Raw genomic sequence first — 24758 nt, 5'->3', positions numbered from 1 at the left:
ATTAAGTTTAAATGAGTAAAGATAAGGGCTGAGTAATCGGCCCTTATCTTTGAGTATAAAAATGAATAGAATTTTAAATGTAAAATTAGAAAACTGTTTTGGTATAGGTAAATTAGAGAAAGAGTTTAAATTCACACCTAAAGAAAGAGCTCAATTAATATATGCGCCAAATGGTACAATGAAGTCGTCATTTGCTAATGTTTTTGAATATTTATCTAAAGATCAAAGTGGTCAAATCAAAGATAGAATTTTTTCTGAAAAAGCAACGATATGTGACATCAAATTTAATAATCAAAATCTCAATAAAGATATGATTTTAGTTATTAATGCTGAGACAAAAGTATCTGAAAATTCTATAACGAAATTTATAGCGAAAGCAGAATTAAAGAGCCGATATGATGAAATATTTGCAGAATTATTAGGTGAAAAAGCTAAATTTATAGTAGCACTGAGAAAGCAATCAAGAAGTACAGATTGTGAGCATGAGTTAGAAGCTGTATTCAGGCATGGTGAAACTTTTTTTGAATATTTATTGAGAATAGAAAGCCAATTGTCAGAGAAACATGAAAGTTATAATTTTAAATATAATGATATTTTTGATAAGGGTAATAAAGTAAAAAAATTTTTAGAGTCTAATGAGAATTTATTAGATGAATATTTAAGCCGCTATACTGATTTATTAAGCAAGTCTAAGTTTTTTAGTAAATCAAATAATTCTTTCGGAACAACTCAGGCTACCAATTTACTAGATTCATTAAGTGATAACTCTTTTTTTGAGGCTGGACATAAAATTACTATAAATGCAAAAGATTTTATTAATTCAAAAGATGAACTTGAGAGTCTCATACAGGCTGAAAAAGATCAAATTTTAAATGATAAACAGTTGTTAAGTAGCTTTGATAAAGTAGATAAAGCGTTAGCGAAAAACGCAGAGTTGAAAAGTTTCAAAAAATTGTTAGAGTCGAACTCAAGTTTGCTTATAGAGCTAATAGACTTTGAAAACTTTAGACAAAAAATATGGTTGAGTCATATCTCTGTAATTAAATCGGAGGCAGATCAAATTCTAAGTATTTATAAAGATCGGAAAAATGAATTACAACAAATAATCGATAGTGCGAAAAGTGAGGTTGAAAAATGGGAAGAAGCGATAGAGTTATTTAATTCAAGATTTTATGTGCCTTTTACTATAAAGCTAGAAAATCAGTCTGATGTAATACTTAAAAGTGATATTCCTAAATTGAAGTTTGTATATAAGGATAGAGAAATTCCTAATAATAATGAAGATGTTCTTTTAGATGTACTGAGTAGAGGAGAAAGTCGAGCATATTATATTCTTAGATTTTTGTTTGAAATTGAGTCTAGGTTGAGTTTAAATGAAGATCTCTTAATGATTTTTGATGATGTAGCAGACTCATTTGATTATAAGAATAAATATGCAATTATAGAGTATATTAAAGATTTGCTGGAGAGACCTAATGTAAATGCCATAATTTTGACACATAATTTTGATTTTTATAGAACAGTAGCTAAGAGATTATTTTTAAAAAAAACTAGTCATATCGCAACCAAATGTAGTCAAGGTGTTGTGGAGATTAAACAGGGGAAATATTTTGAAGATGTCTTTAAAAGTATATTTGTAAAAAACTATCATGTAAAAAAGATTTTTATTGGGATTATTCCATTTGTTAGAAATTTATTTGAATATCTTAATAAAAATGATGAATATAGTTTTCTTACAAGTTGTTTGCATATTAAAAGTAATACCCTAAATCTGACAGTACAAGAAGTTCATGATATTCTAATTCTTGCAATTCCTGAAAAAAAAGATATTACTTTGGAATTTGCAAATCAAAAAATTATTAATCTAATTTTTAATGAAGCTGATTCATTGAAGATTGGACTAAATGAACATTCATCAGATTTAGAGGATAAGCTACTTATAGCAATTGCCTGTCGATTAAAAGCTGAAATTTATATGATTTCACAATTAACAAATGATGAAAAAAATGAGTTAAATCAGATTTCTGAGAATCAAACACAGAATTTATATCAGAAATGTAAAAATAAACAAATTGATATTAATATTCTTAAAGTTTTGAATAGAGTAAATTTAATGACGCCTGAACACATTCATATTAATTCTTTTATGTTTGAACCATTAGTCGATATGTCAATGAATCATCTTGTTGACTTATATGAAGAACTAAAAGCTTTAAGAGCCTAATTATTCAGTAAATATATGAAAAAGCCCCGCATATTAGCGGGGCTAGTCGTATATGAATCAAGTCATATACTGTATGAGGCTCATCTCAAACTGAGCGTATTAAACCATAACTTTGATGGCGTTGCAGTAAATATCTTAAACTTATTCAATCATCATAAAATCTGCCGAGTTTGCAGATTTAAGCGGACGTAAGGCAAAGGTAGAGCGGGTATGACGTATTCCTTTGATTGAGTAAAGTTTCTTTCTTAAAAAACGCTCATAGTGTTCAGCATCCTTCACGGCGACTTTGACCAGATAATCATATTCACCTGTTACCAAATGCGCTTCAATCACTTCGGGAATATCTGCCAACGCCTGACTAAACTGTTCAAGCATCTCATCATCATGGCGTTCTAGCGTAATTTCAATAAAGAATAAATCCTTAATCCCAATTGCTTTTGGATTAATATTAGCCGTATATCCATCGATGATTTTTAAACTTTCTAGCCGTTTTAAACGTGTCCAACAAGGAGAGGAAGATAAACCAACCTGTTCTGAAAGTTGCGCAATCGTCAGCCTGCCATTTTGACGTAACGCAGATAAAATTTTCCGATCGATACGATCTAGTGTGTGTTCTGTACTGTTCAAAACTTAAACCAAAGGAAAATATTCTATTAAAGTCCAATATAAAGGAATTTTATGCCGACTAACATAGAAAATTTGAAACAATTAAGGAATTATTTCTTATTAATTAAAGATAAAATTATTTTATAAATCAAAGGCATTAGGGTGATGACTTTGATTAGGCAATGAGTATGTTTCAAGTAAGGGTGACTTTAAACATGCTCATTGCTTTTTTATTTATTTTAAATTTTAAAATTGGATGATGACAGAAGGTATATTGCGTTGAGCTTCTCCGTGATACACAAATTCTATGTTATTCCCATCTGGATCAATGACAAACGCTGCATAATATTTTGAATGGTAAGTCCGTTCAGCTGGTTTGCCATTGTCTTTGCCTCCATGAGTAAGGGCAGCTCGATAACAAGTATCTACAGTAGCACGATCTTTCGCTTGAAAAGCTAGATGATGTCGCCCAGTCAATATGCCTTGAGCAGCAGGGCTATTTATTGAAGATATCACTAATTCATCAGCTCAAGAGAAATCTTCAGATGTTGTGATGATTGGGATATCCAAAACTTTCATGATAGCACTATAAAAATTTTGGCTTAATTCTAAATCATGAACAACAAGTTGGATGTGATCAATGAGTCGCCCACGATGTAATTGAGTTTTCATGGATTTATTTTATCCTGTATATAAAAATCGATTTTTACTTTTTAAGTTTTTATTTGGGTTTATAAGAATGCTTCAATCTCAGAGCGATAGGGAATAGAAGGTTGTGCGCCATATCGAGTCACAGCAATTGCAGCTGCTGCATTGGCAAATTTGGCAGCTTGCTGATTTGATTGACCTTCCAGTAATGCTGTTGCAAACGCGCCATTAAAAGTATCTCCAGCCGCAATGCTATCGACGGCATCCACTTTAAAAGCAGGAATTAATTGTCCTTGACCAAACTCACTTAACCAAACACCTTGAGCGCCCAAGGTGATGACAACCGTTTTAATTCCATATTGGTGAAGAATATGTGCAGCATTTTGTACGTCATCCAGATTGTTAATCTTCACGCCTGTTAATTTTTCTGCTTCTGTTTCATTGGGGGTAATGATATCAATCAGGTTTAAAAATTCTGGCGCTAAGGCTTGAGCAGGCGCGGGATTCAGAATAACCTTTATGCCAGAATGTTTCGCAATAGTTGCTGCGGTGATCACGCTTTCGATAGGTGTTTCCAGTTGTAATAATAATATTTTGGCATGTTGAATCAGGTTTTTATGTTGATTGACATAATCCATACTGAGCGCTGCATTTGCTCCAGCATGGATACCAATAAAATTATCGGCATGTTGATTAACAAAAATTAAAGCAACGCCAGTATTTTGATGAGCAACATTTTGCAGCGCCTGTACATTGACATGATCTTTTTGAAGTTGGGTTTTGATATTATTGCCAAACTCGTCATCACCAACACAGCCAATGAAGGCAACATTAGTACCGCTGCGGCCAGCAGCTACTGCTTGATTTGCTCCTTTCCCACCAAAAGCAACTTTATAATTTTTAGCTGTAAGGGTTTGTCCAGCCACAGGAAAATCATCAACATTTAAAATATGGTCAACATTTGCACTTCCTGCAATCACTAAGTCGGCATATTGATTCTTCATTTTTCAAATTCAATTTTGATAATTATTGCTGAATTGTAACAAATGAAAATTTTGATTAAATTACAAATATGTAAGAGAAAAATTATCTTTTTGTTTTTTAATGAGTTTAATCCAACTAAAAGAGTTGGTTTATATTTATCGATTTTTCATATTGTGAGAATTTGTATAATTAATCATGATTCTTAAGAAAAAATTAAGCTAAAATTTTTAAAAATAAATGGTGACATAAAAATGAATGATAAACCTTTAAGGAGTAGATCAAGATGAATCTCGAGTATAGCCATAAACCAAATTATTATTTTTTTGCGCATAAGCTCGTGTTGTTTCTTGAAGGTGAAGTAAGAAAACATCCAGAACATTTGCGTGAAACTTACAATCTTCATGAAATCTATGATTTGTTTAACCATGACTTTGCTTCGACCAGTACAAATCTTGAAGGGATCTTAAATATTGCAGATGAATATGTCATTGAAACAGCTTATGGTGCACAACCTTTGATTTCAAAATATCGCATCATTGCTGAAAATCATATTCTTGAGCTTGATTTTAATAGCAACGCCATTAATGAATTGATTGCAGGTAAATCGATTCATTATCCTCAAGTAGCGTAATGTCATATTTTCTCCCATAGTAAAGGGCAGCCATTTAGCTGCCCTTTACTATATTTAAGATTGCTATTTTATATTTCAGCTTCTTCTTCGGCATCATCTTCAGCCGCGATACCGAGTTCCTTTAATTTACGTGTAAGCGTATTACGCCCCCAACCGAGTAACTCTGCTGCATGGCGTTTACGACCACGGGTTTGTTGTAGCGCAGCATTGATCAGGGTGCGTTCAAACATTGGGGTGGCGATATCTAAAATTTTCATTTCGCCATTTTTCAGTTTTTGAATCGCCCATTGACCCAATAACTCATCCCAGTGGTGCAATGAAATGCGATCTACACCCGCTGCGGTTGTGGCTTGTTCACCTGATTTTTGAATTGGAATTTGTTTGAGCTCAGAAGGGAGGTCTTCTGGATAAACATCACGTCCAGTAATCATCACTGTCAGCCAGCGACAGGTGTTTTCGAGTTGACGAACATTACCTGGCCATGGCAACTGCTGCATATAATCTGTGGTTTCTGGGCGTAAAATTTTAGGGCTAACACCGAGTTCTTTACCCGCACGTGCCAAAAAGTGCTGTGCCAGCATGGGGATATCTTCGCTACGATGTGCCAGTTTTGGAATATGAATGCGAATGACATTTAGACGATGATACAAGTCTTCGCGGAAACGTCCTTCATTGACTAGTTTTTCCAGATCCTGATGGGTTGCAGCAACAATTCGTACATCAACCCGTACCGGAATATGCCCACCGACACGATAAAATTCGCCATCAGCAAGTACACGTAGTAAACGTGTTTGCGTTTCAAACGGCATATCCCCAATTTCATCAAGGAACAGCGTACCGCCATTGGCTTGCTCAAAACGACCTTGGCGTTGGGTGTTCGCGCCAGTAAAAGCACCTTTTTCATGACCAAAAAGTTCAGTTTCAATTAGATCTTTTGGAATTGCGGCCATATTCAGCGCAATAAAAGGCTTGCTACTACGTGGTGAATGCTTATGTAGTGCATGTGCAACCAGTTCTTTACCTGTGCCTGACTCACCATTAATCAATACTGTAATGTGGGATTGTGATAATCGTCCAATGGCACGAAACACTTCCTGCATCGCAGGGGATTCACCAATAATTTCAGTAGATTGAACTGGCGTTGTGGTTTTTGCTGCTTCTTGCTGCTGAAGTTTATTGACATGCAAGATGGCACGATGAACCAATGCCAACGCTTCATCAATATCAAACGGTTTTGGCAAATATTCAAAAGCACCTGTTTGATAGCTTGATACCGCAGACTCAAGATCGGAATGTGCCGTCATAATAATGACAGGTAGATCTGGATAATTATTTTTGACTTTCCCTAAGAAGGTCAAACCATCAATACCGGGCATACGAATGTCAGTGAGGATTACATCAGGCGCATCTTCAGCCAATTGGTCTAATGCCGTCTGCGCTTCTTCAAAACTGGTCACATCCAAACCTTCTTCCTTGAATGTTTTTTCCAGTACCCAGCGCATGGCGCGGTCATCATCAATTACCCATATTTTATTTCGCGACACGGTCTGACTCCCAAGGTAAATATAAGCTAAATGTAGTTTTTCCAGCCACGGACTGACATTCAATCATTCCGTTGTGTTGATGCATAATGTTCTGTGCAATACTTAAGCCAAGTCCTGTGCCTTTGGCTCGTCCTGTCACTAAAGGATAGAACACAGACTCTAAAATATCTTGCGGAACGCCAAGGCCATTATCCTCAATGTCGACACGAACTGCGGATCGGTTTAATAAACCATTAATGGTGACAAGGCGTTGAATACGGGTTCTTAAAATCAGCTCAGGTTCATGATCCACAAAAAATTCTTTATTTTCTGTCATCGCTTGAATGGCATTCACGCTAATATTGAGCATGACCTGAATCAGTTGATCACGGTCTGCTTTGACATCTGGCAGTGATAAATCATAATCACGAGTGATTTTAATTTTTTTCTTGGTTTGATTGGCCACCAGAGAGCGCACCCGTTCCAAAGGTTCATGTACATTGACATCTTCATAGCTTGGAAGCTGGCGGGAACCGAGCATGGTATCGGCAAGATTTCTTAAGCGATCGACTTCATTGATAATGATATCGGTAAATTCTTCGTATTTTGGATCATTTAAGCTACGTGCCAGTAATTGAGTCGCACCACGAATCCCTCCTAAGGGATTTTTGACTTCATGGGCAATACCGCGAATGAGCTGACGGGCAACCTGATGTTGTTGTATCAAATTTTCTTCTTTAGAAATTTTAAGCATCCGATCAATTGGATTGAGTTCTATTAATAGTAGCGGATGATAATTTTTGCCTGTATTGAGCGCCGAAACTGAATAATCGACATGAATATCCTTAAAATTTACACTGATTATTGCTTCGCGTCGTGTGTAATGCTGCCCTGAGTGTAGCGTATTGATGAGTGCTTCATGGGTATTGAAGCTATCATTCGGTGAATGTAATAAGTTAAGCACAGGCAAACCTGATGCGCGTAATAAGCTAATATCAAACAACGCTTCACAAGAAGAATTGAGATAAAAAATATTCAGGTCGCTATCGACCAATAATATGGCAGTAGTAAGGTTATCGACCAAAAGCCGATAGTCAATGGTCTCTCTTTGATCCATTAGAAAATGTTTCCTGTCTTAAAATAGCGCAATGACATTTTCATTTAATCCAGTTTTTCCCTGTAATGGGACATAAGTTAAGCAAAATGTACGCCAACTTTTTGCGTAAAAGAACTTGTTCTCAAGCTTGTATTAAAAATGAGCAAAATAGACAAATTATGATCGATTTAAAAACAAGTTGGGTTAGATGGCATCTTAAATTGAATCATAATGGTGCAATAGTTGTTTTTAATAAAAATATTGGTTGTATTTTGGTGCATTAAACGAACTGTGCATATTCCACCTGTTTTTATTGCGAGAAACGTCATACAATACGCGGATTCTAGTGGAGCGCAGATTCATGAAGTCCCCCAAAGTCGGTTTTGTATCTTTAGGTTGTCCTAAGGCATTGGTAGATTCTGAACGAATTTTAACTCAGTTACGTACTGAAGGTTATCAGGTCGCATCAGATTATGATGGTGCTGATCTAGTTGTAGTCAATACCTGCGGTTTTATTGAATCTGCGGTACAAGAATCATTAGATGCAATTGGCGAAGCCATGAGTGAAAATGGTCGTGTGATTGTGACGGGGTGTTTGGGCAAAGATGAAGATAAAATTCGTCAAATGCATCCGAATGTTTTAAAAGTCACAGGTGCGGCAGCCTATCAGGATGTGATGGAAGCGGTACATGAATATGTACCTGCGCCACCGAAACATAATCCTTTTGTTGATCTGGTACCTGAACAAGGCATTCGACTCACTCCAAAACATTATGCTTATTTAAAAATTTCGGAAGGCTGTAATCATCGCTGTACCTTCTGCATTATTCCAAGTATGCGTGGTGATTTAGTTTCACGTCCTGTCGGTTCAGTGCTTGAAGAAGCAGCAGCGCTTAAGCGCGCGGGTGTTAAAGAAGTTTTAGTCATTTCTCAGGATACTTCTGCTTATGGTGTAGACACCAAGTACAAGCTTGATTTCTGGAATGGTCAGCCTGTAAAAACCAAGTTTTATGATATGTGTGAGGCACTCGGTCAATTAGGAATTTGGGTGCGTTTGCATTATGTTTATCCATATCCACACGTCGATGCAGTCATCGATTTGATGGCTCAGGGTAAAATTCTTCCTTATCTTGATATTCCTTTTCAGCATGCCAGTCCGCGCGTCTTAAAATTGATGAAGCGACCAGCCCATAGTGAAAATACCCTTGAACGCTTAAAAACATGGCGTGAAAAATGTCCAGATTTGGTGATTCGCTCAACTTTTGTAGTGGGTTTTCCAGGTGAGACCGAAGAAGATTTTCAAATTCTTTTAGATTGGTTGCAAGAAGCGCAGCTTGATCGAGTTGGTTGTTTTACATATTCGCCTGTTGAGGGTGCGACAGCCAATGACTTGCCAGATCATGTACCTGAAGAAATTAAGCAAGAGCGTTATGAACGTTTCATGCAGGTTCAGCAGGCCATCTCGGCAGCTAAATTGCAAAAACGGATTGGTCAAACCATGACTGTTTTAGTTGATAGTCTGGAAGATGAATATCCTGTTGCGGTTGCACGTTCTTATGCTGATGCGCCTGAAATTGATGGCAATGTCTTTGTCGAAGATATTGATAAATCAAAAATCCAGTCAGGTGATTTACTTGAAGTCGAAATTACTGATGCAGATGAATACGATTTATTTGCAAAGTTGATTACAATCAAATCAGCTTGATGATTGATGTTGCAACAAACAAAATTTATTTTTAACACATTGTTTTTTGGAGCTTACCATGGCGGATTCTAATAGCCCCCGTTACTCACGTATTCTACTTAAACTTTCTGGTGAGGCATTGTCGGGCAATAAAGACATGGGAATCGATGCACAAGTGCTTGATCAAATGTCATTGTCAATTGCTCACTTGGTTGGCTTGGGTGTGCAAGTGGGTATCGTTGTTGGTGGTGGAAACTTGTACCGTGGTAGCCAATTACAAAAAGATGGTCTAGTGGGTCGTGTAACGGGTGATCAGATGGGTATGCTGGCAACCGTTATGAATGGCTTGGCACTACGCGATGCTCTGGTTCGTCGTAATATCAAGACACGTTTGATGTCTGCACTCTCAATCGGCACCGTGGTTGAATCTTATTCGAGCCGTGATGCGATTCGCCATTTAAGTCAGGGCGAAGTATGTGTATTCGTTGCAGGTACAGGTAACCCATTCTTCACCACAGATACAGCGGCTTGCTTACGTGGGATTGAAATTGAAGCCAATTTGATTTTGAAAGCCACTAAAGTTGATGGCGTATATAACAAAGACCCAAGCAAATATGATGATGCGGTAAAATATGATCATTTAACTTTTGATCAAGTGCTTGATGAAAAGTTGGGTGTGATGGATTTAACTGCGATTTGTCTGTGTCGTGACCACAATGTACCGTTGCAAGTTTTCGATATGAATAAAGCTGGCGCACTATTATCTGTGGTGATGGGCGAAAAAGAAGGAACTCATGTTACGAATTAATGTACGTAACCTAGAAAGCTCTTTATACTACTCGACTAATTTAGCAATTACACCTTGAATGAATAAGTAAGGAAGATCATATGATTAACGATCTCAAACAAGACAGCGAACAACGCATGCAAAAAACCCTTGAATCTTTAGAGCAAGGTTTTGCGAAAGTGCGTACTGGCCGTGCTCATCCATCCATTCTAAACGGTGTAATGGTTTCTTATTATGGTTCGGATGTTCCACTGAATCAGGTGGCAAACGTAGGTATTGAAGATTCACGTACTCTTATTGTTCAGCCATTTGAACGTACAATGGTTTCGGCAATTGATAAAGCAATTCGTGAAAGTGATTTGGGTTTAAATCCGATTACGGCTGATGCAATCCGTGTACCTTTACCAGCTTTAACTGAAGAAACACGCCGTGATATGCAAAAAGTGGCGCGTTCAGAAGCCGAAAATGCCAAAGTTGCCATTCGTAACATCCGTCGTGATGTATTAGGTGATATCAAATCACTGCTAAAAGACAAAGAAATTTCTGAAGATGATGAGCGTCGTGCAGGTGATGATATCCAAAAAATCACCGATAAATATGTTGCCGAAGTTGATAAACGTTTGGCAGCAAAAGAAGCTGAATTGATGAAGGTCTAATTTTATGACCGCTTCAGAAGAGCTTCATCTTCCGCAACATGTTGCCATCATTATGGATGGCAACAACCGTTTTGCTAAAAAAAATCAAATGCAAAAAGGAGATGGGCATCGTGAAGGCAAAAATAGTCTAGATCCAATTGTTGAGCATTGTCGTAACAAAGGGATTCAGGCATTAACCGTATTTGCATTTTCCAGCGAAAACTGGAATCGTCCACAGTATGAAGTCGATTTATTGATGAAATTGCTGGAAGAGACGATTCATGAACAGTTACCTCGAATGGAACAATTTAATATTGCCTTGCAGTTTATTGGTGATCGTTCTCGTCTATCTCCACATTTACGTGAATTGATGTTGCATGCAGAACAGCAGACTGCTAGTTTTGACAGCATGACACTGACTATTGCGATCAGTTATGGTGGGATGTGGGATATTGCCCATACAGCAAAGCACATTGCACAAGACGTAAAAGCAGGCGTATTAGATGTAGATCAAATAGATGCTGCACTTTTTAATCAGCGGATTAGTTTAAATAATCTGCCGGCTGTTGATTTGCTGATTCGTACAGGTGGTGATTATCGTTTGTCCAACTTCCTGCTTTGGCAGGCTGCTTATGCTGAATTGTATTTTACCGAGACACTCTGGCCTGAGTTTTCTGTAAAAGAATTTGATCGTGCTTTAGATGTGTTTGCAGGACGCGAACGTCGTTTTGGTAAGACTTCTGAACAAATCCACCAAGAGAAAATTGAGAATTAATAAATGTTAGAGCGGATAATTACCGCATTGGTACTGGTAGCGGTAGTACTTACTTGTATGTTTGCAACCAGTTCTCACTATCCAATGTTTGGCTTAATGATTGTAGCCGCAGGGGTGGCTGGCTATGAATGGTTTAAACTCATGCCTAGAGATACGGCATTATTTAAACCGAAAGCGTGGGCTTATGGACTGATCGTCGCGCTAATATCTGCGCTGGCGCTTTATTATAATGAAGTTGCAATCCTATTATGGTGTGCATCAATACTCACTTGGCTGGTGAGTAGCTTTTGGGTCAAGGCTTATCCTGAATACGATGGCTGGTACAACGCTTCGCTTTATCTTCTTGGGCTGATACTGGTCAGTGCGGCAGTTACGGCAATTTTTGAAGTTTGGCAAAGTTCCCCATGGTGGTTGATGTACTTGTTCCTGTTGGTATGGGGAGCGGACTCAGGTGCTTATTTTGTTGGGCGTAAGTTTGGTCAAAATAAGCTAGCGCCAACAGTGAGTCCAAATAAATCGGTTGAAGGATTGATTGGTGGGATAGGGCTTGCGATCATTATTATTATTGTGGTGCAGGTCAATTATCTTAACTTAACATTTGCCCAGCATTTGCTGTTTCTAATTTTGTCTGTGGTGACTGTTTTTGCTTCAGTGTTGGGTGATTTGTTCGAATCTATGATTAAGCGTCGTGCTGGTATTAAGGATTCTGGGCGTATTTTGCCGGGCCATGGTGGTGTGTTAGATCGTATCGACTCTCTACTTGCAGCAGCGCCTATCTTTGCAGCGGGCATGTATCTATTAAAACTTATTGGCGTAGATCTATAAATGACTCAATCTGTTTGTATATTTGGTGTGACGGGTTCAATTGGTCAAAGTACGTTAAAAATATTGGATCGTCATCCAGATAAATATACGCTTTTTGCAGTAACGGCTTATAGTCGTATCAAAGAACTGGCTCAAATATGCAAACAGTATCAGCCTAAAATTGCGGTTGTACCCGAATCAAAAGTCGATGAATTGCGTACCGAGTTGCTTGCATTGGGTGTTTTTGATATTGAGATATTGGCTGGGGAACAAGGCTTAATTACTGTTGCTGAAAGTTCTCAGGTTGATATTGTCATGGCTGCAATTGTTGGAGCGGCTGGACTTTTACCTACACTGGCTGCAATCAAAGCAGGTAAAAGAGTGTTGCTTGCCAATAAAGAAGCATTGGTGATGTCTGGTGAAATCATGATGCAAGCTGCACGAGATCATCATGCTTTATTGTTGCCCGTCGACTCTGAGCACAATGCAATTTTTCAGTCTTTACCGCAGAATTATTTAAATATTGAGCGTAATGGTCAGCCCCAGTTGGGGGTTTCGCAGATTTTACTTACCGCTTCAGGTGGCCCATTTTTAAATCATACGCTTGAACAATTACATGCGGTGACGCCACAGCAGGCGTGTAAGCATCCAAATTGGTCTATGGGACAAAAAATTTCTGTTGATTCTGCAACTTTAATGAATAAAGGCTTGGAGTTGATTGAAGCGTGTCATTTGTTTTCAATATCTGAACATTTTGTTACAGTTGTAATTCACCCACAAAGTATTATTCATTCAATGGTTCAATATATTGATGGTTCAACTTTGGCACAAATGGGAAATCCTGATATGTGTACGCCGATCGCACATGCATTAGCATGGCCTGAGCGGTTAGACACGCATGTTCCTGCACTTGATTTGTTTACACATTCACATCTTGATTTTCAGCAACCCGATACTCAAAAATTTCCTGCATTGAATTTGGCTCGTCAAGCCATGCGTGATGGTGGTCTCGCACCCACGATCTTAAACGCTGCAAATGAAATTGCGGTTGCGGCATTTTTAAATTTGAAAATAAAGTTTACTACGATTCCAGAAGTGGTTGAGCATACGCTTAATCACGTGCAAAATGGTTCGGCACAGAGTATAGAAGCTATTTTGGATACAGATCGATTAGCCCGTGATGTTGCGCATCAATTCGTGGCTAGCGCAGGAGGCTGAACATGAATATTTTGTTTATCATTGTTGCAGCAATTCTGTTGCTGGGGCCTCTGATTGCCATACATGAGTTTGGACATTATTGGGTGGCACGTAAGCTGGGTGTTAAGGTTTTGGTGTATTCGATTGGTTTTGGTCCAACTTTGCTAAAATGGACATCGAAAAAATCAGGGATTCAGTATCAACTTTCAGCATTGCCACTGGGCGGTTATGTCAAGATGCTGGATGAACGTGAAGGTAATGTCGCTGAAGCTGATTTACCTTATGCGTTTAATCGTCAATCTCCTTGGAAAAGAATTGCGATTGTCGCAGCAGGGCCGCTGATTAATTTATTGTTTGCTATCGTTTTATTCTGGATGTTATTCCTTCCATCTCAGGAACAGTTAAATACACGTATAGGCAAAATTTTACCTAATACACCTGCCGCGCAAGTCGATTTGCATGTGGGCGATAAAGTGTTAACTGTAGATGGAGAGCAAACACCTACATGGGAAAAGTTAAATTTTGCTTTGGTTGACCGAGCGGGTGAAACAGGTCAAATTTTGATGACCGTAGATCGTGACGGTACCCAAAAGAGCGTTGCGCTTCCTATTCATAATTTTCTCAAAGATCAATCTCAGTCTGCTTTAGATATTCTTGGATTTTTACCCTATCGTCCTCAAATGCCCGCGGTGATTCATCAGCTCAGTGAGGATGGTGCTGCTATTCGTCAAGGGATGAAGGTTGGCGATCAAATCCTTTCCATCAATGGCATTAAAATGAATGACTGGTTTGATGTAGTTGATGTCGTGCAGAAGTCCCCTGAAAAACTGCTGAATATTGATGTGCTTCGTAATGGGCAAATGGTTCATTTGCAAGTCATGCCGCAAGGTAAACGTGACAATATGGGCAATACCACTGGTATGCTTGGTGTGCAAAGTAACCCTGCTAAAGTCAATATTCCTAACGAATACAAACAAACGATTCAATATAATCCAGCTCAGGCCTTAGTGATGGCAGTGGATAAAACCACTCAAATTTCTGGCATGATTTTAAACTCGATCGTCAAAATGTTTAGAGGTTTAATTGGACTTGAAAATTTATCAGGCCCAATTACTATTGCTAAAGTTGCTGGGCAAAGTGCTGAAATGGGATGGCAAACGTTTATCTCGTTTATGGCATTGATGAGTGTAAGTCTTGGAATTTTAAATTTATTACCGATCCCTATGTTGGATGGTGGACATTTGGTTTATTATTTTATCGAAGCAATTCGCGGTAAACCTGTTTCCGAACAAATACAAATGATGGGCTTAAAAATTGGTATGGTACTGCTCGGCAGTATGATGCTCTTGGCTCTCTTTAATGATTTTATGCGTTTATAACGTTTAGATGGAAAAATTAACTTACTGGAAAAATCTGGCATGCGGCACACACATTTATTAATGCCTTTGGCACTTGTTAGTGCTATGGCGGCAGTACAACAAGCATATGCAGCGAATGACTTCATTGCACGAGATATCAAAGTCGAAGGTTTAGTTCGCCTCACTCCTGCAAATGTTTATACCATGTTGCCGATAAACAGTGGCGATCGTGTTGACGATCCAACCATTGCTGATGCCATTCGTACGCTTTATGCGACTGGTCTTTTTGATGATATTCAAACTTATAAGCAAAATGATATTTTGGTCTTCAAGGTTGTAGAGCGTCCTGTTATTTCAAAAATTGAATTTAAAGGCAACAAGCTCATTCCCAAAGAAGCTCTGCAAGACGGCTTAAAGAAAATGGGCGTTGCCGAAGGAGAAGTTCTTAAAAAATCTTCTTTGCAAACTCTTGAAACAGAACTTGAGCAACAATATACACAGCAAGGTCGTTATGATGCGGACATCAAAGTCACCACGACAGCTCGCCCAAATAACCGTGTAGATTTAACCATCGAATTTTATGAAGGTAAGCCTGCAAAAGTCTTTGATATTAATATTATTGGCAATACTGTATTTAGTGATGATGACATTAAACAGGCTTTTGCAGTCAAAGAATCTGGCTGGGCTTCTATTGTTACTCGTAATGACCGCTATGCCCGCGAGAAAATGGCGGCGAGCCTTGAAGCATTACGTGCTTTGTATTTGAATAAAGGCTACATCAACTTTAATATCAATAATTCACAGCTCAATATTAGTGAAGATAAAAAGCATATCTTTATTGAGGTTTCTGTTGATGAAGGTCAGCAGTTCAAGTTTGGTGAAACTAAATTTTTAGGTGATGCGCTGTATAAGCCTGAAGAGTTACAGGCATTAAAGATTTATAAAGATGGCGACACTTATTCGCAAGAAAAAGTAAATGCGGTGAAGCAGTTATTATTGCGTAAATATGGAAATGCAGGCTATTACTTTGCTGATGTAAACGTGGTTCCGCAAATTAATAACGAAACCCGCACAGTTGATATGAATTACTATATCAATCCGGGGCAGCAGGTGACAGTACGACGCATCAATTTCTCCGGAAACAGTAAAACTGCTGATGAGGTTCTACGTCGTGAAATGCGTCAAATGGAAGGCGCACTTGCAAGTAATGAAAAAATTGATCTTTCAAAAGTTCGTTTAGAGCGTACAGGTTTCTTTAAAACAGTTGATGTGAAGCCTGTTCGTGTGCCCAATTCGCCTGATCAAGTCGATTTGAATGTCAATGTTGAAGAGCAACATTCTGGAACGACTACACTTGCAGTTGGTTACTCTCAAAGTGGCGGTGTAACATTCCAAGCAGGGTTAAGTCAGACCAATTTCTTGGGTACAGGTAACCGTGTTGCAATTGATTTATCACGCTCTGAAACACAGGATTACTATAACCTGAGTGTAACTGATCCGTATTTCACTATTGATGGTGTGAGTCGTGGTTATAATGTCTATTATCGTAAAACCAAACTGAATGATGACTATAACGTCAGTAACTATGTGACTGACAGTATCGGTGGTAGTTTAAGTTTTGGTTATCCAATTGATGAAAACCAGAATGTGAGTGCATCGATTGGTGTGGATAATACCAAAGTTACCACTGGTCCTTATGTGTCAACCTATGTTCGAGATTACTTGCTTAAAAATGGCGGTAAGGCAACAGGTCAGGGGTCATATTGTAGTGGTACGTATGAGCTGAATTCAGATACAAACGCATACGAATGTAAAGATGCCAATGGTACTGTAATTGATATGACTCCATTTGATAATGCATTCGAGGGTGAATTCTTTACCTACAACTTGAATTTGGGTTGGTCATACAATACTTTAAATCGTCCGATTTTCCCTACTTCGGGTATGTATCATCGTTTAAATCTTGAAGTTGGTTTACCAGGTGGTGACGTTGATTATCAAAAAGCCACGTTTGATACTCAGGCTTATTTCCCATTAGGTCATGATTTTGTACTTCGTGGCTACGGTAAATTCGGTTATGGTAATGATTTGCCGTTTTATAAAAACTTCTTTGCAGGTGGTTACGGATCGGTACGTGGTTATGATGTCAATACACTGGGACCTAAGTATCCGGGTGTAACTTATAACGAGAGTAGAACGCGTGATTGGGATCCAGAAGAAGTCGGTGGCAATGCTTTAGTACAATTTGGTACTGAGCTTGCTTTACCTATTCCATTTAAAGGGGACTGGGCACGTCAGGTACGACCTGTAATATTTGCAGAAGGTGGTCAGGTTTTTGATACACAGTGTAAAACTGCTTCAGGAAATCTTTATTTGAATGGTTCTACCACGCCTGTAGATGCAAAACAATATTGTAAAGATAACTATAATCTGGATTTAAGCAATCTTCGTTATAGTGTGGGTGTTGGCTTTACGTGGATTACCATGATTGGTCCTCTGTCATTAAGTTATGCATTCCCATTAAATGATAAAGATGGTGATGAAACCAAGGAAATTCAGTTTGAAATCGGCCGTACTTTCTAGTACGGTCTTTGATCAAATAATTAATTGTTGAAATACTCCTGTATAAGGAAATCAAAATGAATAAATTATCAGTAGTTTTATTGGGTATGGGTTTGTCTATTTCTGGATTGACACAAGCCGCAGGTGTGGGTTTTGTTGATTTAGCAAAAGTTGTCGATAGCAGTAGCTATCTTAAGCAACAAAATGCAAGCTTAAATCAGTCAGTTAAACCGACGACAACCAAACTGGAACAGCTTGGTAAAGAGCTAGATGCATTACGTCAAAAAGCGGAAACTGAAGGTCGTAATATGAAAGAAGCTGATGTTCAAAAACTTAAGCAGCAATATCAGACCAAATTAAGCGAATTCAACTCGACCCAGCAAGGTTTGCAGACTCGTGTTCAAGGTACTTTACAAACCATGAACAACACTTTTGAAACTCGTGTGAAACAAGCGGGTGAACAACTTCGTCAAGAAAACAATTTAGACTTCATTTTGAATAAAAATGCTGCGGTTGCCTATGACGCTAAGAACGATTTAACTGATAAAATGATTCAAAAGGTTAATGCAATTAAATAATCAATGAAAGCACGTAGTTATCGTTTAGAAGACTTGGCTCATCTTGTTCAAGGTGAGTCTTTTGGTCATAAAGACCTTTCTCTGACTGGACTTGCAAGTCTCGAACACGCACATCCAAATCAGATTTCATTTGTGAATGGCGACAAATATCTCGAAGCAGCACAAGTCTCGAAAGCAGGCGCATTAATTGTCCCTGCCGAATTAAAACAACAGTTAGCGCAACATCAAAATTTTATTGTAGTTCAAAATCCCTACCTTGCTTTTGCTCAATTGACTCATGTTTTTGAAAAGAAAATTGAATCCATAGGAATTGAAAGTACTGCACAAATCCATCCGTCTGCCATTATTTCAGATAGTGCTTATATTGGTCATTATGTGGTGATTGGTGAGAACTGTGTGGTCGGTGACGGTAGCGTTATTTTGGCAAACTCTACGTTGAATGATTTCGTTGAAGTTGGTAAAGATTGTTTTATTGATTCACATGTGACTTTAACGGGTGAAACCAAGATTAAAAATCGCGTTCGAATTCATGCCAATTCAGTGGTCGGTGGTGAAGGTTTTGGTTTTGCACCCTATCAGGGAAAATGGCATCGTATTGCTCAACTAGGTTCAGTTCAAATTGGAAATGATGTTCGAATAGGTTCAAATTGTAGTATCGATCGCGGGGCTTTGGACGATACAATTTTAGAAGACGGCGTCATTATTGATAACCTTGTGCAAATCGCGCATAACGTTCACATTGGTACAAATACGGCGATTGCTGCAAAAACGGGAATTGCAGGGAGTACCACTATTGGCAAAAACTGTATCATTGGTGGGGCGTGTGGACTTGCAGGGCACTTAAACATTGCTGATAATGTAACACTTACAGGAATGTCAATGGTCACAAAAAGTATTTTTGAAGCAGGAACCTATTCTTCAGGAACAGGACTTTTTGAAAATAGTCAGTGGAAACGCACGATTGTTCGCTTTAGACAATTAGCAGATGTGCCATTGACCCAAATACTCAAACGACTCGATCATATGCAGACTCAAATAGAGTCTCTTGAATCAACCTTTAAATTGCGTAAATAGAAATATGATGACTGAGTCTAACACTCCCGCGTTTACGATCCCTGAATTGCCAATGTATATTCAAACTATTCGTGAATATCTGCCACATCGTTATCCATTTTTACTGGTTGACCGTGTGGTTGAAGTAACTGAAAATTCTATTGTTGGTTATAAAAACGTGTCAATCAATGAAGAATTTTTACAAGGACATTTTCCTGAATATCCAATTATGCCGGGCGTACTTATTGTAGAGGCTTTGGCTCAAGTTTCAGGTGTTCTTGGTTTTATCATGAATAATCAAAAGCCAAAAGCGGGTTCTTTGTTCCTTTTTGCTGGAGCGGAGAAAGTACGTTTTAAAAAACAGGTTGTTGCAGGAGATCAGCTCGTCTTAAAGTCTGAGTTGGTGATGCAAAAACGTGGTATTTACAAATATAATTGTACAGCCACAGTGGATGGCATTGTAGCAACGACCGCTGAAATTATGATTTCGCACCAGATAACAGAGCAGGCATGAGTAATAACGACTTCATTCATTCTACCGCTATTATTGACTCATCTGCAGTAATTGCCCCAGATGTCCAAATTGGACCTTATTGTGTCATTGGGCCTAATGTGAGCATCGGTGCAGGGACTAAACTTCATTCACATGTCGTGATTGGTGGTTTCACACGGATTGGTGAACATAATGAAATTTTTCAGTTCGCCAGTGTGGGTGAGATTTGCCAAGATCTAAAATATAACGGCGAAGAAACTTGGCTTGAAATTGGTAATCATAACCGTATTCGTGAACATTGTAGTTTGCATCGTGGCACCATTCAGGATAATAGTTTGACCAAATTGGGTAGCCATAATTTACTGATGGTGAATACACATATTGCTCATGACTGCGTGGTGGGTGATCATAATATTTTTGCCAACAATGTCGGTGTGGCTGGTCATGTTCACATCGGTGACTATGTGGTCGTGGGTGGAAACTCAGGAATTCATCAGTTTTGTAAGATTGATTCTTATAGTATGGTGGGTGGGGCATCTTTAATTTTAAAAGATGTGCCTGCTTATGTCATGGTTTCAGGTAATCCAGCGCATGCGTTTGGGATGAATGTTGAGGGTATGCGTCGCAAGGGTTGGTCAAAAAATGTGATCAATGGCTTACGTGATTCTTTCAAAATTATCTATAAGTCGGGTTTAACCACCGAACAGGCACTAGATAAAATTCGTACTGAAATTTTGCCAGAAATATCTGAAGTTCAATTGTTGATTGATTCAGTTGAATCATCCAAACGCGGTATTATTCGTTAGTTAAGTATCTTATAGAAATAAAAAAGACACATTTGAAATGTGTCTTTTTCGTTTTTAAGTGATGCTATTTTTTAACAAAACCGGCTTCTTCAGATTGTGGATAGCTGGCAAGTAGTTTGTTTTTGTATTGTGTAGCTACAGCTGCTTTGTGATCTACATCTTTGGCAATGCTATATAACTGATATAAAGAACGCGGTGCTTTGCTTGATGTTGGATATTTATCAGCGACAATCTGATAATTCTTTTTGGCTTGAGCATAATTGACAGGATCAGTTGCTAAATGAAATTCAGCCAGCCAAAAATAGGCATTTGGTGTGTAGATACTATTTGGATGATTCTTAATAAAGTTTTCCATTGGTGCAATTGCTTTTTTTGCACCGCCTTGTTTATAGGCATCAAGCGCAACGGTATATGCTGCTTTGTCTAATTCTGTTGAGTCTTTATTTTCTGACGATGCTGAATTTGTATTACTCGTTGAACTTGTAGCAGGAGCAGGCTGCTGATTCGTTTGAGCCACTGGTGCGACAGGTGTTTGTTGAGGAGTCGCATTTATAGGAGCTTGTGTATTCTCACTGGCTACTGGTGCGGCACCGTTTGCGTCAGTTGTTGCATTTTCATCAGTTGCAGCACTATCTGGATCTACTTTTTGATGGAGTAGCTCCAGACGTTGATCCAGATCAGTATAACGGTTAGCCAAATCTTTTTTTAGCTGATCAATCGAATGAGCTTGTTCTTCCAGTTGTCCGCGCAATGTACGGATATCATTTTCAAGTTGTTGATTTTTTTGCATCAACTGCCAGTTAAGATTGGTCGCGACAGGTTGATCATTTACAACTGACGTTGATCCAGAGTTAGATTGGCTTAATCCACGGGATTCAATCGGAACATTGGCGTAAATAGAAGAACCACAAAGTAGGGTAATCGCGAATAAAGAATGCTTTTTTAGCATAAGCCACAATCCATAATTTTAAATAGAACGTCAAGCAGTTGTTTTTTATTCATTCAGTCATAAAAAACAAATTGAAAGCAAATGCCATTAAAAACACCCCGCCATAGAATTGCAATAAGTAATTACAATATTTTAGCATTTTCATTTTTGATGCTGTTTGACAAAATTAATTTCACTCAAGAAATAAAGCGATGAAATGGTATTGGCTTTGAGTTTGAAAAGAATGCTTTTATAGCCACATAGAAAGATGAAAAATAAACAAATCCTTAAATTTGTTGATGATTTAGTCAATTGAAACGAAAACCGCAGGAAAATTTGAGATAGCACTTGCAACACATTTAAAAATCTCTATACTCTGTTCTTGCAATGGTAGCCCTGCTGGTGGCTTCGCAATTGTACTCTGTGAACCCCGCCAGGACCGGAAGGTAGCAACGGTAGCAGATCTATGATGTGCCGAGGTTTTGCTAGTAGGGTTACCACCAGTTACTCTTCTTCAGTCGTTCGACTAATCGCTTTCATAATCACATTCATATCAAAACCGCGATATTGCAAAAATCGAATTTGTTTGGCTTTTTGTTTCGGATCTTTTTCTATCTGAGTTCCAAATTTCTTAACTTTTAGCTGATAAGCCTGCTCAAACCAATCAACGTCCTGAATATCTTCTAAAATTAAATTGCTATCCAGTTGTTTGTGCTTGAGTGCCTGTTTAATTCGATTTGGGCCTTTGCCTTTGCGTATTTGGCTAGACAACACCATTTCAGCCACACGTTGATCGCTCTGGTATTGCCGTTCTGATAGCTCCTCAACCAAGGCTAGAACTTCATCACGATCCTGCGCATATAGACTAAGTTTTTCGATCAACTCTGCTTTTGCATATTCCTTACGTGTTAGCAGTGCAAAAGCGTAAGAACGCAAACGTGTGCCTGTAAGAAGCGGTTTATTTGCTTGATCATCTGAATTTGAATACATCAGGTCATTCCAAATGAAAAACGCCCCGCAGGGCGTTTGATGATAGCTGAATTAGCTTTCTAAAAAGTCAGGTTCTTCTTCTTCAACTTCAGTGCTATTTGCAACTGGCGTACTGGTCAGTAATTGATCGCGAATCTGTTTTTCAATTTCCTGCGCAATCGCGGGATTTTCTTCAAAATAACGAATCACGTTATTTTTACCCTGACCAATTTTGTTGCCTTGATAAGAATACCATGCACCTGCTTTTTGCACGATTTCCTGTTGCACCGCTAAATCCACGACTTCACCTAGTTGATTGGTGCCTTTACCATAAAGGATTTGGAAAAGTGCTTCTTTAAATGGAGGTGCCATTTTGTTTTTGACAACTTTGACTTTGGTTTCAGAACCAACAATCTCGTCACCTTCTTTGACCTGTCCAACACGACGAATATCTAAACGTACCGATGCATAGAACTTAAGTGCATTACCACCAGTCGTGGTTTCTGGACTACCGAACATGACGCCAATCTTCATACGAATCTGGTTAATGAAGATCACCATACAGTTCGAACGTTTGGCATTACCCGTGATTTTACGCAATGCCTGACTCATGAGACGAGCTTGTAAGCCCATGTGTGAGTCGCCCATTTCGCCTTCAATTTCAGCGCGAGGAGTCAGTGCCGCAACAGAGTCGACAACAATCAGATCAATTGCCCCTGAGCGCACTAGCATGTCCGCAATTTCAAGTGCCTGTTCACCATGGTCAGGCTGTGAAACCAATAGATTGTCGATGTCCACGCCAAGCTTACGTGCATATTGTGGATCAAGTGCATGTTCAGCATCGATAAACGCGCACGTACCGCCCGCTTTTTGACATTGAGCAATGGCTTGTAAGGTCATTGTGGTTTTACCTGATGATTCAGGACCATAAATCTCAACAATACGGCCTTTTGGCAAACCACCAATACCGAGTGCAATATCCAGTGTCAGTGAGCCTGTGGACACCGCTTCAACTGCTTGTACCGTGTTGTCACCTAAGCGCATCACTGTATTTTTACCAAATTGTTTTTCAATCTGGCTCAAGGCCGCGTTTAATGCCTTGCTTTTATTATCATCCATCTCACAACCTCAAAACTGTGTAATATCACTATCATTCAAAGTGGATGTATCGAATTTTAACCTCGTTCCACCTGTGTATAGTGACAGATTTATTTTTAATATTCCATGTCAAGATGATGTCAGTACGACATAATATGACGTGTATAAAAAGCCATTCAATTAATCATCATGATAAGACCATGACTGGTCAAATTGTTGATCATTTTCTTGTTTAAACTTGCTGATTTGTCGACGATCTTTTTTGGATGGACGATGATCAGGTCGCGCTAGATTATGCAATTTTCTTTGTGCTGCAATCAACTCCCGACGCGCTAAACTGACTTCTGTTTCTTCATATAATAATTGAGCCACAGGCGCAGGACCACGTGTTGCTGAGAGTGCTTTAATCACCACGGTTTTCTTTTCAAATCCTTGCATGATGGTAAGTTCCATTCCGACACGGATTTCTTTAGAAACTTTGACGCGTTCACTGTCATGGTGGACTTTACCACCTTCAATGGCGGCTTTGGCAATGGAGCGAGTTTTAAAAAAACGTGCGGCCCAAAGCCATTTATCGACTCGCATTGAGTCATTGGCATGTTGTTCAAGCTGTTTTGACATCAATATCCTTAACTTGAGATTGAGGTAAAAAAGAAATTAATTCCATTAAATGATGGATGGCAGGGTAGTCTAAACTGGACGAATCTCGCGCAGGTTTTAAACTGGAAGGCTGTGTAATCGTAATCAGTTGTTCGATTCCAAATTCTTTGGCGCCTTGGAGCACCTGTGCTGTGTCATCGACCAGAATCACCTGAGCTGGATCAAACGGGTGCAATTGTTGCAAAGCCTGCCAAAAGCCAATATCTTCTTTGGCATGGCCCAATTGCTGGCTACTGACCATGAGTTCAAAATAAGGGCGAAGTGCAACATTTTCAAGTTTAAGCTTTAAACTTGCCTGATCGGCATTGGTGACCAGCCAACAGCGATAACCTTGATCCTGAAGCTGTTGCAAAAGTTCAAAACAACCTAATCTCGGTTGAATCTTGTGTTGAAATTCCTGTTGTAATTTCAGGACATCTACGCCGACTTTTGCTGTCCAATAGTCTGATGAATACCAAGATAATGTATGCTTGTGCTGTTGGTAAAACTCAGATAAGGTCTCGTGACTTTGTTGCAAGGTACATTGATGAACTTGTGCATGACGTTCAGGCAGACATTGATTCCAGATAAAGTCATCAAAACTTAAGTCGAGTAGCGTGCCGTCCATATCAAATAGGACAATAGGTAAAGTTGAAGAATTACAATTTGGCATAACAGGA

Annotated in this window: 24 protein-coding genes and 1 other RNA gene; 15 read left to right on the top strand and 10 right to left on the bottom strand. The window is 38.7% G+C overall.

The genetic code is table 11. The features are described 5' to 3' along the window. Positions 1-61 precede the first annotated feature (61 nt). Positions 62-2224 carry an ATP-binding protein gene (locus tag I6L31_RS03550; RefSeq protein ID WP_005004599.1) on the top strand — a complete coding sequence of 721 codons (2163 nt, stop codon included), beginning with the start codon at positions 62-64 and terminating at the stop codon, positions 2222-2224. 141 nt (positions 2225-2365) lie between these two features. Here the strand turns inward: I6L31_RS03550 and I6L31_RS03545 are convergent, their stop codons facing one another. From I6L31_RS03545 to rbsK, 3 genes are all read right to left on the bottom strand, one after another. Beyond that, on the bottom strand, positions 2366-2851 hold the full coding sequence (locus tag I6L31_RS03545; RefSeq protein ID WP_005004597.1) for an Lrp/AsnC family transcriptional regulator: 486 nt from the start codon (positions 2849-2851) through the stop codon (positions 2366-2368). A gap of 225 nt (positions 2852-3076) precedes the next feature. Next, on the bottom strand, positions 3077-3346 hold the full coding sequence (locus I6L31_RS18290; RefSeq protein WP_005004595.1) for a VOC family protein: 270 nt from the start codon (positions 3344-3346) through the stop codon (positions 3077-3079). Between the two features lie 215 nt (positions 3347-3561). Further along, positions 3562-4482, bottom strand: a complete 921-nt coding sequence (gene rbsK, locus I6L31_RS03535) for a ribokinase (protein WP_005004590.1) — start codon at positions 4480-4482, stop codon at positions 3562-3564. Between the two features lie 263 nt (positions 4483-4745). Here rbsK and I6L31_RS03530 point away from each other — a divergent pair, with 263 nt between their 5' ends. After that, complete coding sequence (locus I6L31_RS03530) at positions 4746-5093, top strand: hypothetical protein (protein WP_004988028.1); 348 nt, start codon at positions 4746-4748, stop codon at positions 5091-5093. Between the two features lie 68 nt (positions 5094-5161). Here the strand turns inward: I6L31_RS03530 and glnG are convergent, their stop codons facing one another. Continuing rightward, the gene (gene glnG, locus I6L31_RS03525) at positions 5162-6637 is read right to left on the bottom strand and encodes a nitrogen regulation protein NR(I) (protein WP_004988027.1); all 1476 of its coding nucleotides are present in this window, start codon (positions 6635-6637) and stop codon (positions 5162-5164) included. Then, positions 6624-7733 carry a nitrogen regulation protein NR(II) gene (gene glnL / locus I6L31_RS03520; RefSeq protein WP_005004588.1) on the bottom strand — a complete coding sequence of 370 codons (1110 nt, stop codon included), beginning with the start codon at positions 7731-7733 and terminating at the stop codon, positions 6624-6626. The genes glnG and glnL overlap by 14 nt, the downstream gene beginning before the upstream one ends. A 340-nt stretch (positions 7734-8073) precedes the next feature. Here glnL and rimO point away from each other — a divergent pair, with 340 nt between their 5' ends. The 12 genes from rimO to lpxA all read left to right on the top strand — a co-directional run bounded on the left by rimO (position 8074) and on the right by lpxA (position 20444). Beyond that, the gene (gene rimO / locus I6L31_RS03515) at positions 8074-9417 is read left to right on the top strand and encodes a 30S ribosomal protein S12 methylthiotransferase RimO (RefSeq protein WP_004988023.1); all 1344 of its coding nucleotides are present in this window, start codon (positions 8074-8076) and stop codon (positions 9415-9417) included. Between the two features lie 58 nt (positions 9418-9475). Beyond that, a complete protein-coding gene (gene pyrH / locus I6L31_RS03510) occupies positions 9476-10204 on the top strand; it encodes a UMP kinase (protein ID WP_004988022.1) in 729 nt (242 codons plus the stop codon). An 80-nt stretch (positions 10205-10284) separates the two neighbouring features. Continuing rightward, positions 10285-10839: a ribosome recycling factor gene (frr, locus tag I6L31_RS03505; RefSeq protein ID WP_004988020.1), complete on the top strand. Its 555-nt coding sequence runs from the start codon at positions 10285-10287 to the stop codon at positions 10837-10839. A 4-nt stretch (positions 10840-10843) separates the two neighbouring features. Beyond that, positions 10844-11593: a polyprenyl diphosphate synthase gene (gene uppS / locus I6L31_RS03500; protein WP_005004586.1), complete on the top strand. Its 750-nt coding sequence runs from the start codon at positions 10844-10846 to the stop codon at positions 11591-11593. Positions 11594-11596: 3 nt separating this feature from the next. Next, positions 11597-12418 (top strand): phosphatidate cytidylyltransferase, encoded by an 822-nt coding sequence (locus I6L31_RS03495; RefSeq protein ID WP_005004584.1) that lies wholly within the window; start codon positions 11597-11599, stop codon positions 12416-12418. Further along, positions 12419-13615 (top strand): 1-deoxy-D-xylulose-5-phosphate reductoisomerase, encoded by a 1197-nt coding sequence (ispC, locus tag I6L31_RS03490; RefSeq protein ID WP_005004582.1) that lies wholly within the window; start codon positions 12419-12421, stop codon positions 13613-13615. It abuts the gene before it with no gap. A gap of 2 nt (positions 13616-13617) precedes the next feature. After that, positions 13618-14973, top strand: a complete 1356-nt coding sequence (gene rseP / locus I6L31_RS03485; protein ID WP_005004579.1) for an RIP metalloprotease RseP — start codon at positions 13618-13620, stop codon at positions 14971-14973. 39 nt (positions 14974-15012) lie between these two features. After that, positions 15013-17535: an outer membrane protein assembly factor BamA gene (gene bamA, locus I6L31_RS03480; RefSeq protein WP_005004577.1), complete on the top strand. Its 2523-nt coding sequence runs from the start codon at positions 15013-15015 to the stop codon at positions 17533-17535. Positions 17536-17591: 56 nt separating this feature from the next. Next, a complete protein-coding gene (locus I6L31_RS03475; protein WP_005004574.1) occupies positions 17592-18092 on the top strand; it encodes an OmpH family outer membrane protein in 501 nt (166 codons plus the stop codon). Between the two features lie 3 nt (positions 18093-18095). After that, entirely contained in the window at positions 18096-19166 is a 1071-nt protein-coding gene (lpxD, locus tag I6L31_RS03470; protein ID WP_004988005.1) for a UDP-3-O-(3-hydroxymyristoyl)glucosamine N-acyltransferase, read from the top strand. A gap of 7 nt (positions 19167-19173) precedes the next feature. Further along, a complete protein-coding gene (fabZ, locus tag I6L31_RS03465) occupies positions 19174-19659 on the top strand; it encodes a 3-hydroxyacyl-ACP dehydratase FabZ (RefSeq protein WP_010588642.1) in 486 nt (161 codons plus the stop codon). Then, entirely contained in the window at positions 19656-20444 is a 789-nt protein-coding gene (gene lpxA, locus I6L31_RS03460) for an acyl-ACP--UDP-N-acetylglucosamine O-acyltransferase (RefSeq protein WP_004988003.1), read from the top strand. Before fabZ ends, lpxA begins: the two co-directional genes overlap by 4 nt. 64 nt (positions 20445-20508) lie before the next feature. On the opposite strand, the gene I6L31_RS03455 is transcribed toward lpxA, so the two are convergent. Then, positions 20509-21393 (bottom strand): YbgF trimerization domain-containing protein, encoded by an 885-nt coding sequence (locus I6L31_RS03455; protein WP_005004571.1) that lies wholly within the window; start codon positions 21391-21393, stop codon positions 20509-20511. A gap of 376 nt (positions 21394-21769) precedes the next feature. Here I6L31_RS03455 and ffs point away from each other — a divergent pair. Beyond that, an RNA gene (gene ffs, locus I6L31_RS03450) (signal recognition particle sRNA small type) lies at positions 21770-21866 on the top strand. A 10-nt stretch (positions 21867-21876) separates the two neighbouring features. Here the strand turns inward: ffs and I6L31_RS03445 are convergent. The 4 genes from I6L31_RS03445 to I6L31_RS03430 all read right to left on the bottom strand — a co-directional run bounded on the left by I6L31_RS03445 (position 21877) and on the right by I6L31_RS03430 (position 24751). Beyond that, complete coding sequence (locus I6L31_RS03445; protein ID WP_004998127.1) at positions 21877-22362, bottom strand: regulatory protein RecX; 486 nt, start codon at positions 22360-22362, stop codon at positions 21877-21879. 51 nt (positions 22363-22413) lie between these two features. After that, positions 22414-23460: a recombinase RecA gene (gene recA, locus I6L31_RS03440; protein ID WP_004998126.1), complete on the bottom strand. Its 1047-nt coding sequence runs from the start codon at positions 23458-23460 to the stop codon at positions 22414-22416. Positions 23461-23619: 159 nt separating this feature from the next. After that, a complete protein-coding gene (locus I6L31_RS03435) occupies positions 23620-24060 on the bottom strand; it encodes an RNA-binding S4 domain-containing protein (RefSeq protein ID WP_004987998.1) in 441 nt (146 codons plus the stop codon). Next, a complete protein-coding gene (locus I6L31_RS03430) occupies positions 24044-24751 on the bottom strand; it encodes an HAD-IA family hydrolase (protein ID WP_005004567.1) in 708 nt (235 codons plus the stop codon). Before I6L31_RS03430 ends, I6L31_RS03435 begins: the two co-directional genes overlap by 17 nt. Positions 24752-24758: the final 7 nt, after the last annotated feature.

This window comes from Acinetobacter septicus (assembly GCF_019355975.1).
GTDB classification, from domain to species: Bacteria; Pseudomonadota; Gammaproteobacteria; order Pseudomonadales; family Moraxellaceae; genus Acinetobacter; species Acinetobacter ursingii.
Note: the sequence above shows the minus strand (reverse complement) of the source record. Positions and strands in the feature narration are given on the sequence as shown.

Excerpts from the sequence above, each read along its gene's own strand:
- rimO (WP_004988023.1), top strand. The coding sequence starts at position 8,074 with ATGAAGTCCCCCAAAGTCGGTTTTGTATCTTTAGGTTGTCCTAAGGCA.
- fabZ (WP_010588642.1), top strand. The coding sequence starts at position 19,174 with ATGACTGAGTCTAACACTCCCGCGTTTACGATCCCTGAATTGCCAATG.
- frr (WP_004988020.1), top strand. The coding sequence starts at position 10,285 with ATGATTAACGATCTCAAACAAGACAGCGAACAACGCATGCAAAAAACC.
- lpxA (WP_004988003.1), top strand. The coding sequence starts at position 19,656 with ATGAGTAATAACGACTTCATTCATTCTACCGCTATTATTGACTCATCT.
- recA (WP_004998126.1), bottom strand. The coding sequence starts at position 23,460 with ATGGATGATAATAAAAGCAAGGCATTAAACGCGGCCTTGAGCCAGATT.
- I6L31_RS03435 (WP_004987998.1), bottom strand. The coding sequence starts at position 24,060 with ATGTCAAAACAGCTTGAACAACATGCCAATGACTCAATGCGAGTCGAT.
- pyrH (WP_004988022.1), top strand. The coding sequence starts at position 9,476 with ATGGCGGATTCTAATAGCCCCCGTTACTCACGTATTCTACTTAAACTT.
- uppS (WP_005004586.1), top strand. The coding sequence starts at position 10,844 with ATGACCGCTTCAGAAGAGCTTCATCTTCCGCAACATGTTGCCATCATT.
- I6L31_RS03445 (WP_004998127.1), bottom strand. The coding sequence starts at position 22,362 with ATGTATTCAAATTCAGATGATCAAGCAAATAAACCGCTTCTTACAGGC.
- rseP (WP_005004579.1), top strand. The coding sequence starts at position 13,618 with ATGAATATTTTGTTTATCATTGTTGCAGCAATTCTGTTGCTGGGGCCT.
- I6L31_RS03475 (WP_005004574.1), top strand. The coding sequence starts at position 17,592 with ATGAATAAATTATCAGTAGTTTTATTGGGTATGGGTTTGTCTATTTCT.
- I6L31_RS03530 (WP_004988028.1), top strand. The coding sequence starts at position 4,746 with ATGAATCTCGAGTATAGCCATAAACCAAATTATTATTTTTTTGCGCAT.
- I6L31_RS03455 (WP_005004571.1), bottom strand. The coding sequence starts at position 21,393 with ATGCTAAAAAAGCATTCTTTATTCGCGATTACCCTACTTTGTGGTTCT.
- lpxD (WP_004988005.1), top strand. The coding sequence starts at position 18,096 with ATGAAAGCACGTAGTTATCGTTTAGAAGACTTGGCTCATCTTGTTCAA.
- I6L31_RS03495 (WP_005004584.1), top strand. The coding sequence starts at position 11,597 with ATGTTAGAGCGGATAATTACCGCATTGGTACTGGTAGCGGTAGTACTT.
- rbsK (WP_005004590.1), bottom strand. The coding sequence starts at position 4,482 with ATGAAGAATCAATATGCCGACTTAGTGATTGCAGGAAGTGCAAATGTT.
- ispC (WP_005004582.1), top strand. The coding sequence starts at position 12,419 with ATGACTCAATCTGTTTGTATATTTGGTGTGACGGGTTCAATTGGTCAA.
- bamA (WP_005004577.1), top strand. The coding sequence starts at position 15,013 with ATGCGGCACACACATTTATTAATGCCTTTGGCACTTGTTAGTGCTATG.
- glnL (WP_005004588.1), bottom strand. The coding sequence starts at position 7,733 with ATGGATCAAAGAGAGACCATTGACTATCGGCTTTTGGTCGATAACCTT.
- I6L31_RS03430 (WP_005004567.1), bottom strand. The coding sequence starts at position 24,751 with ATGCCAAATTGTAATTCTTCAACTTTACCTATTGTCCTATTTGATATG.
- I6L31_RS03550 (WP_005004599.1), top strand. The coding sequence starts at position 62 with ATGAATAGAATTTTAAATGTAAAATTAGAAAACTGTTTTGGTATAGGT.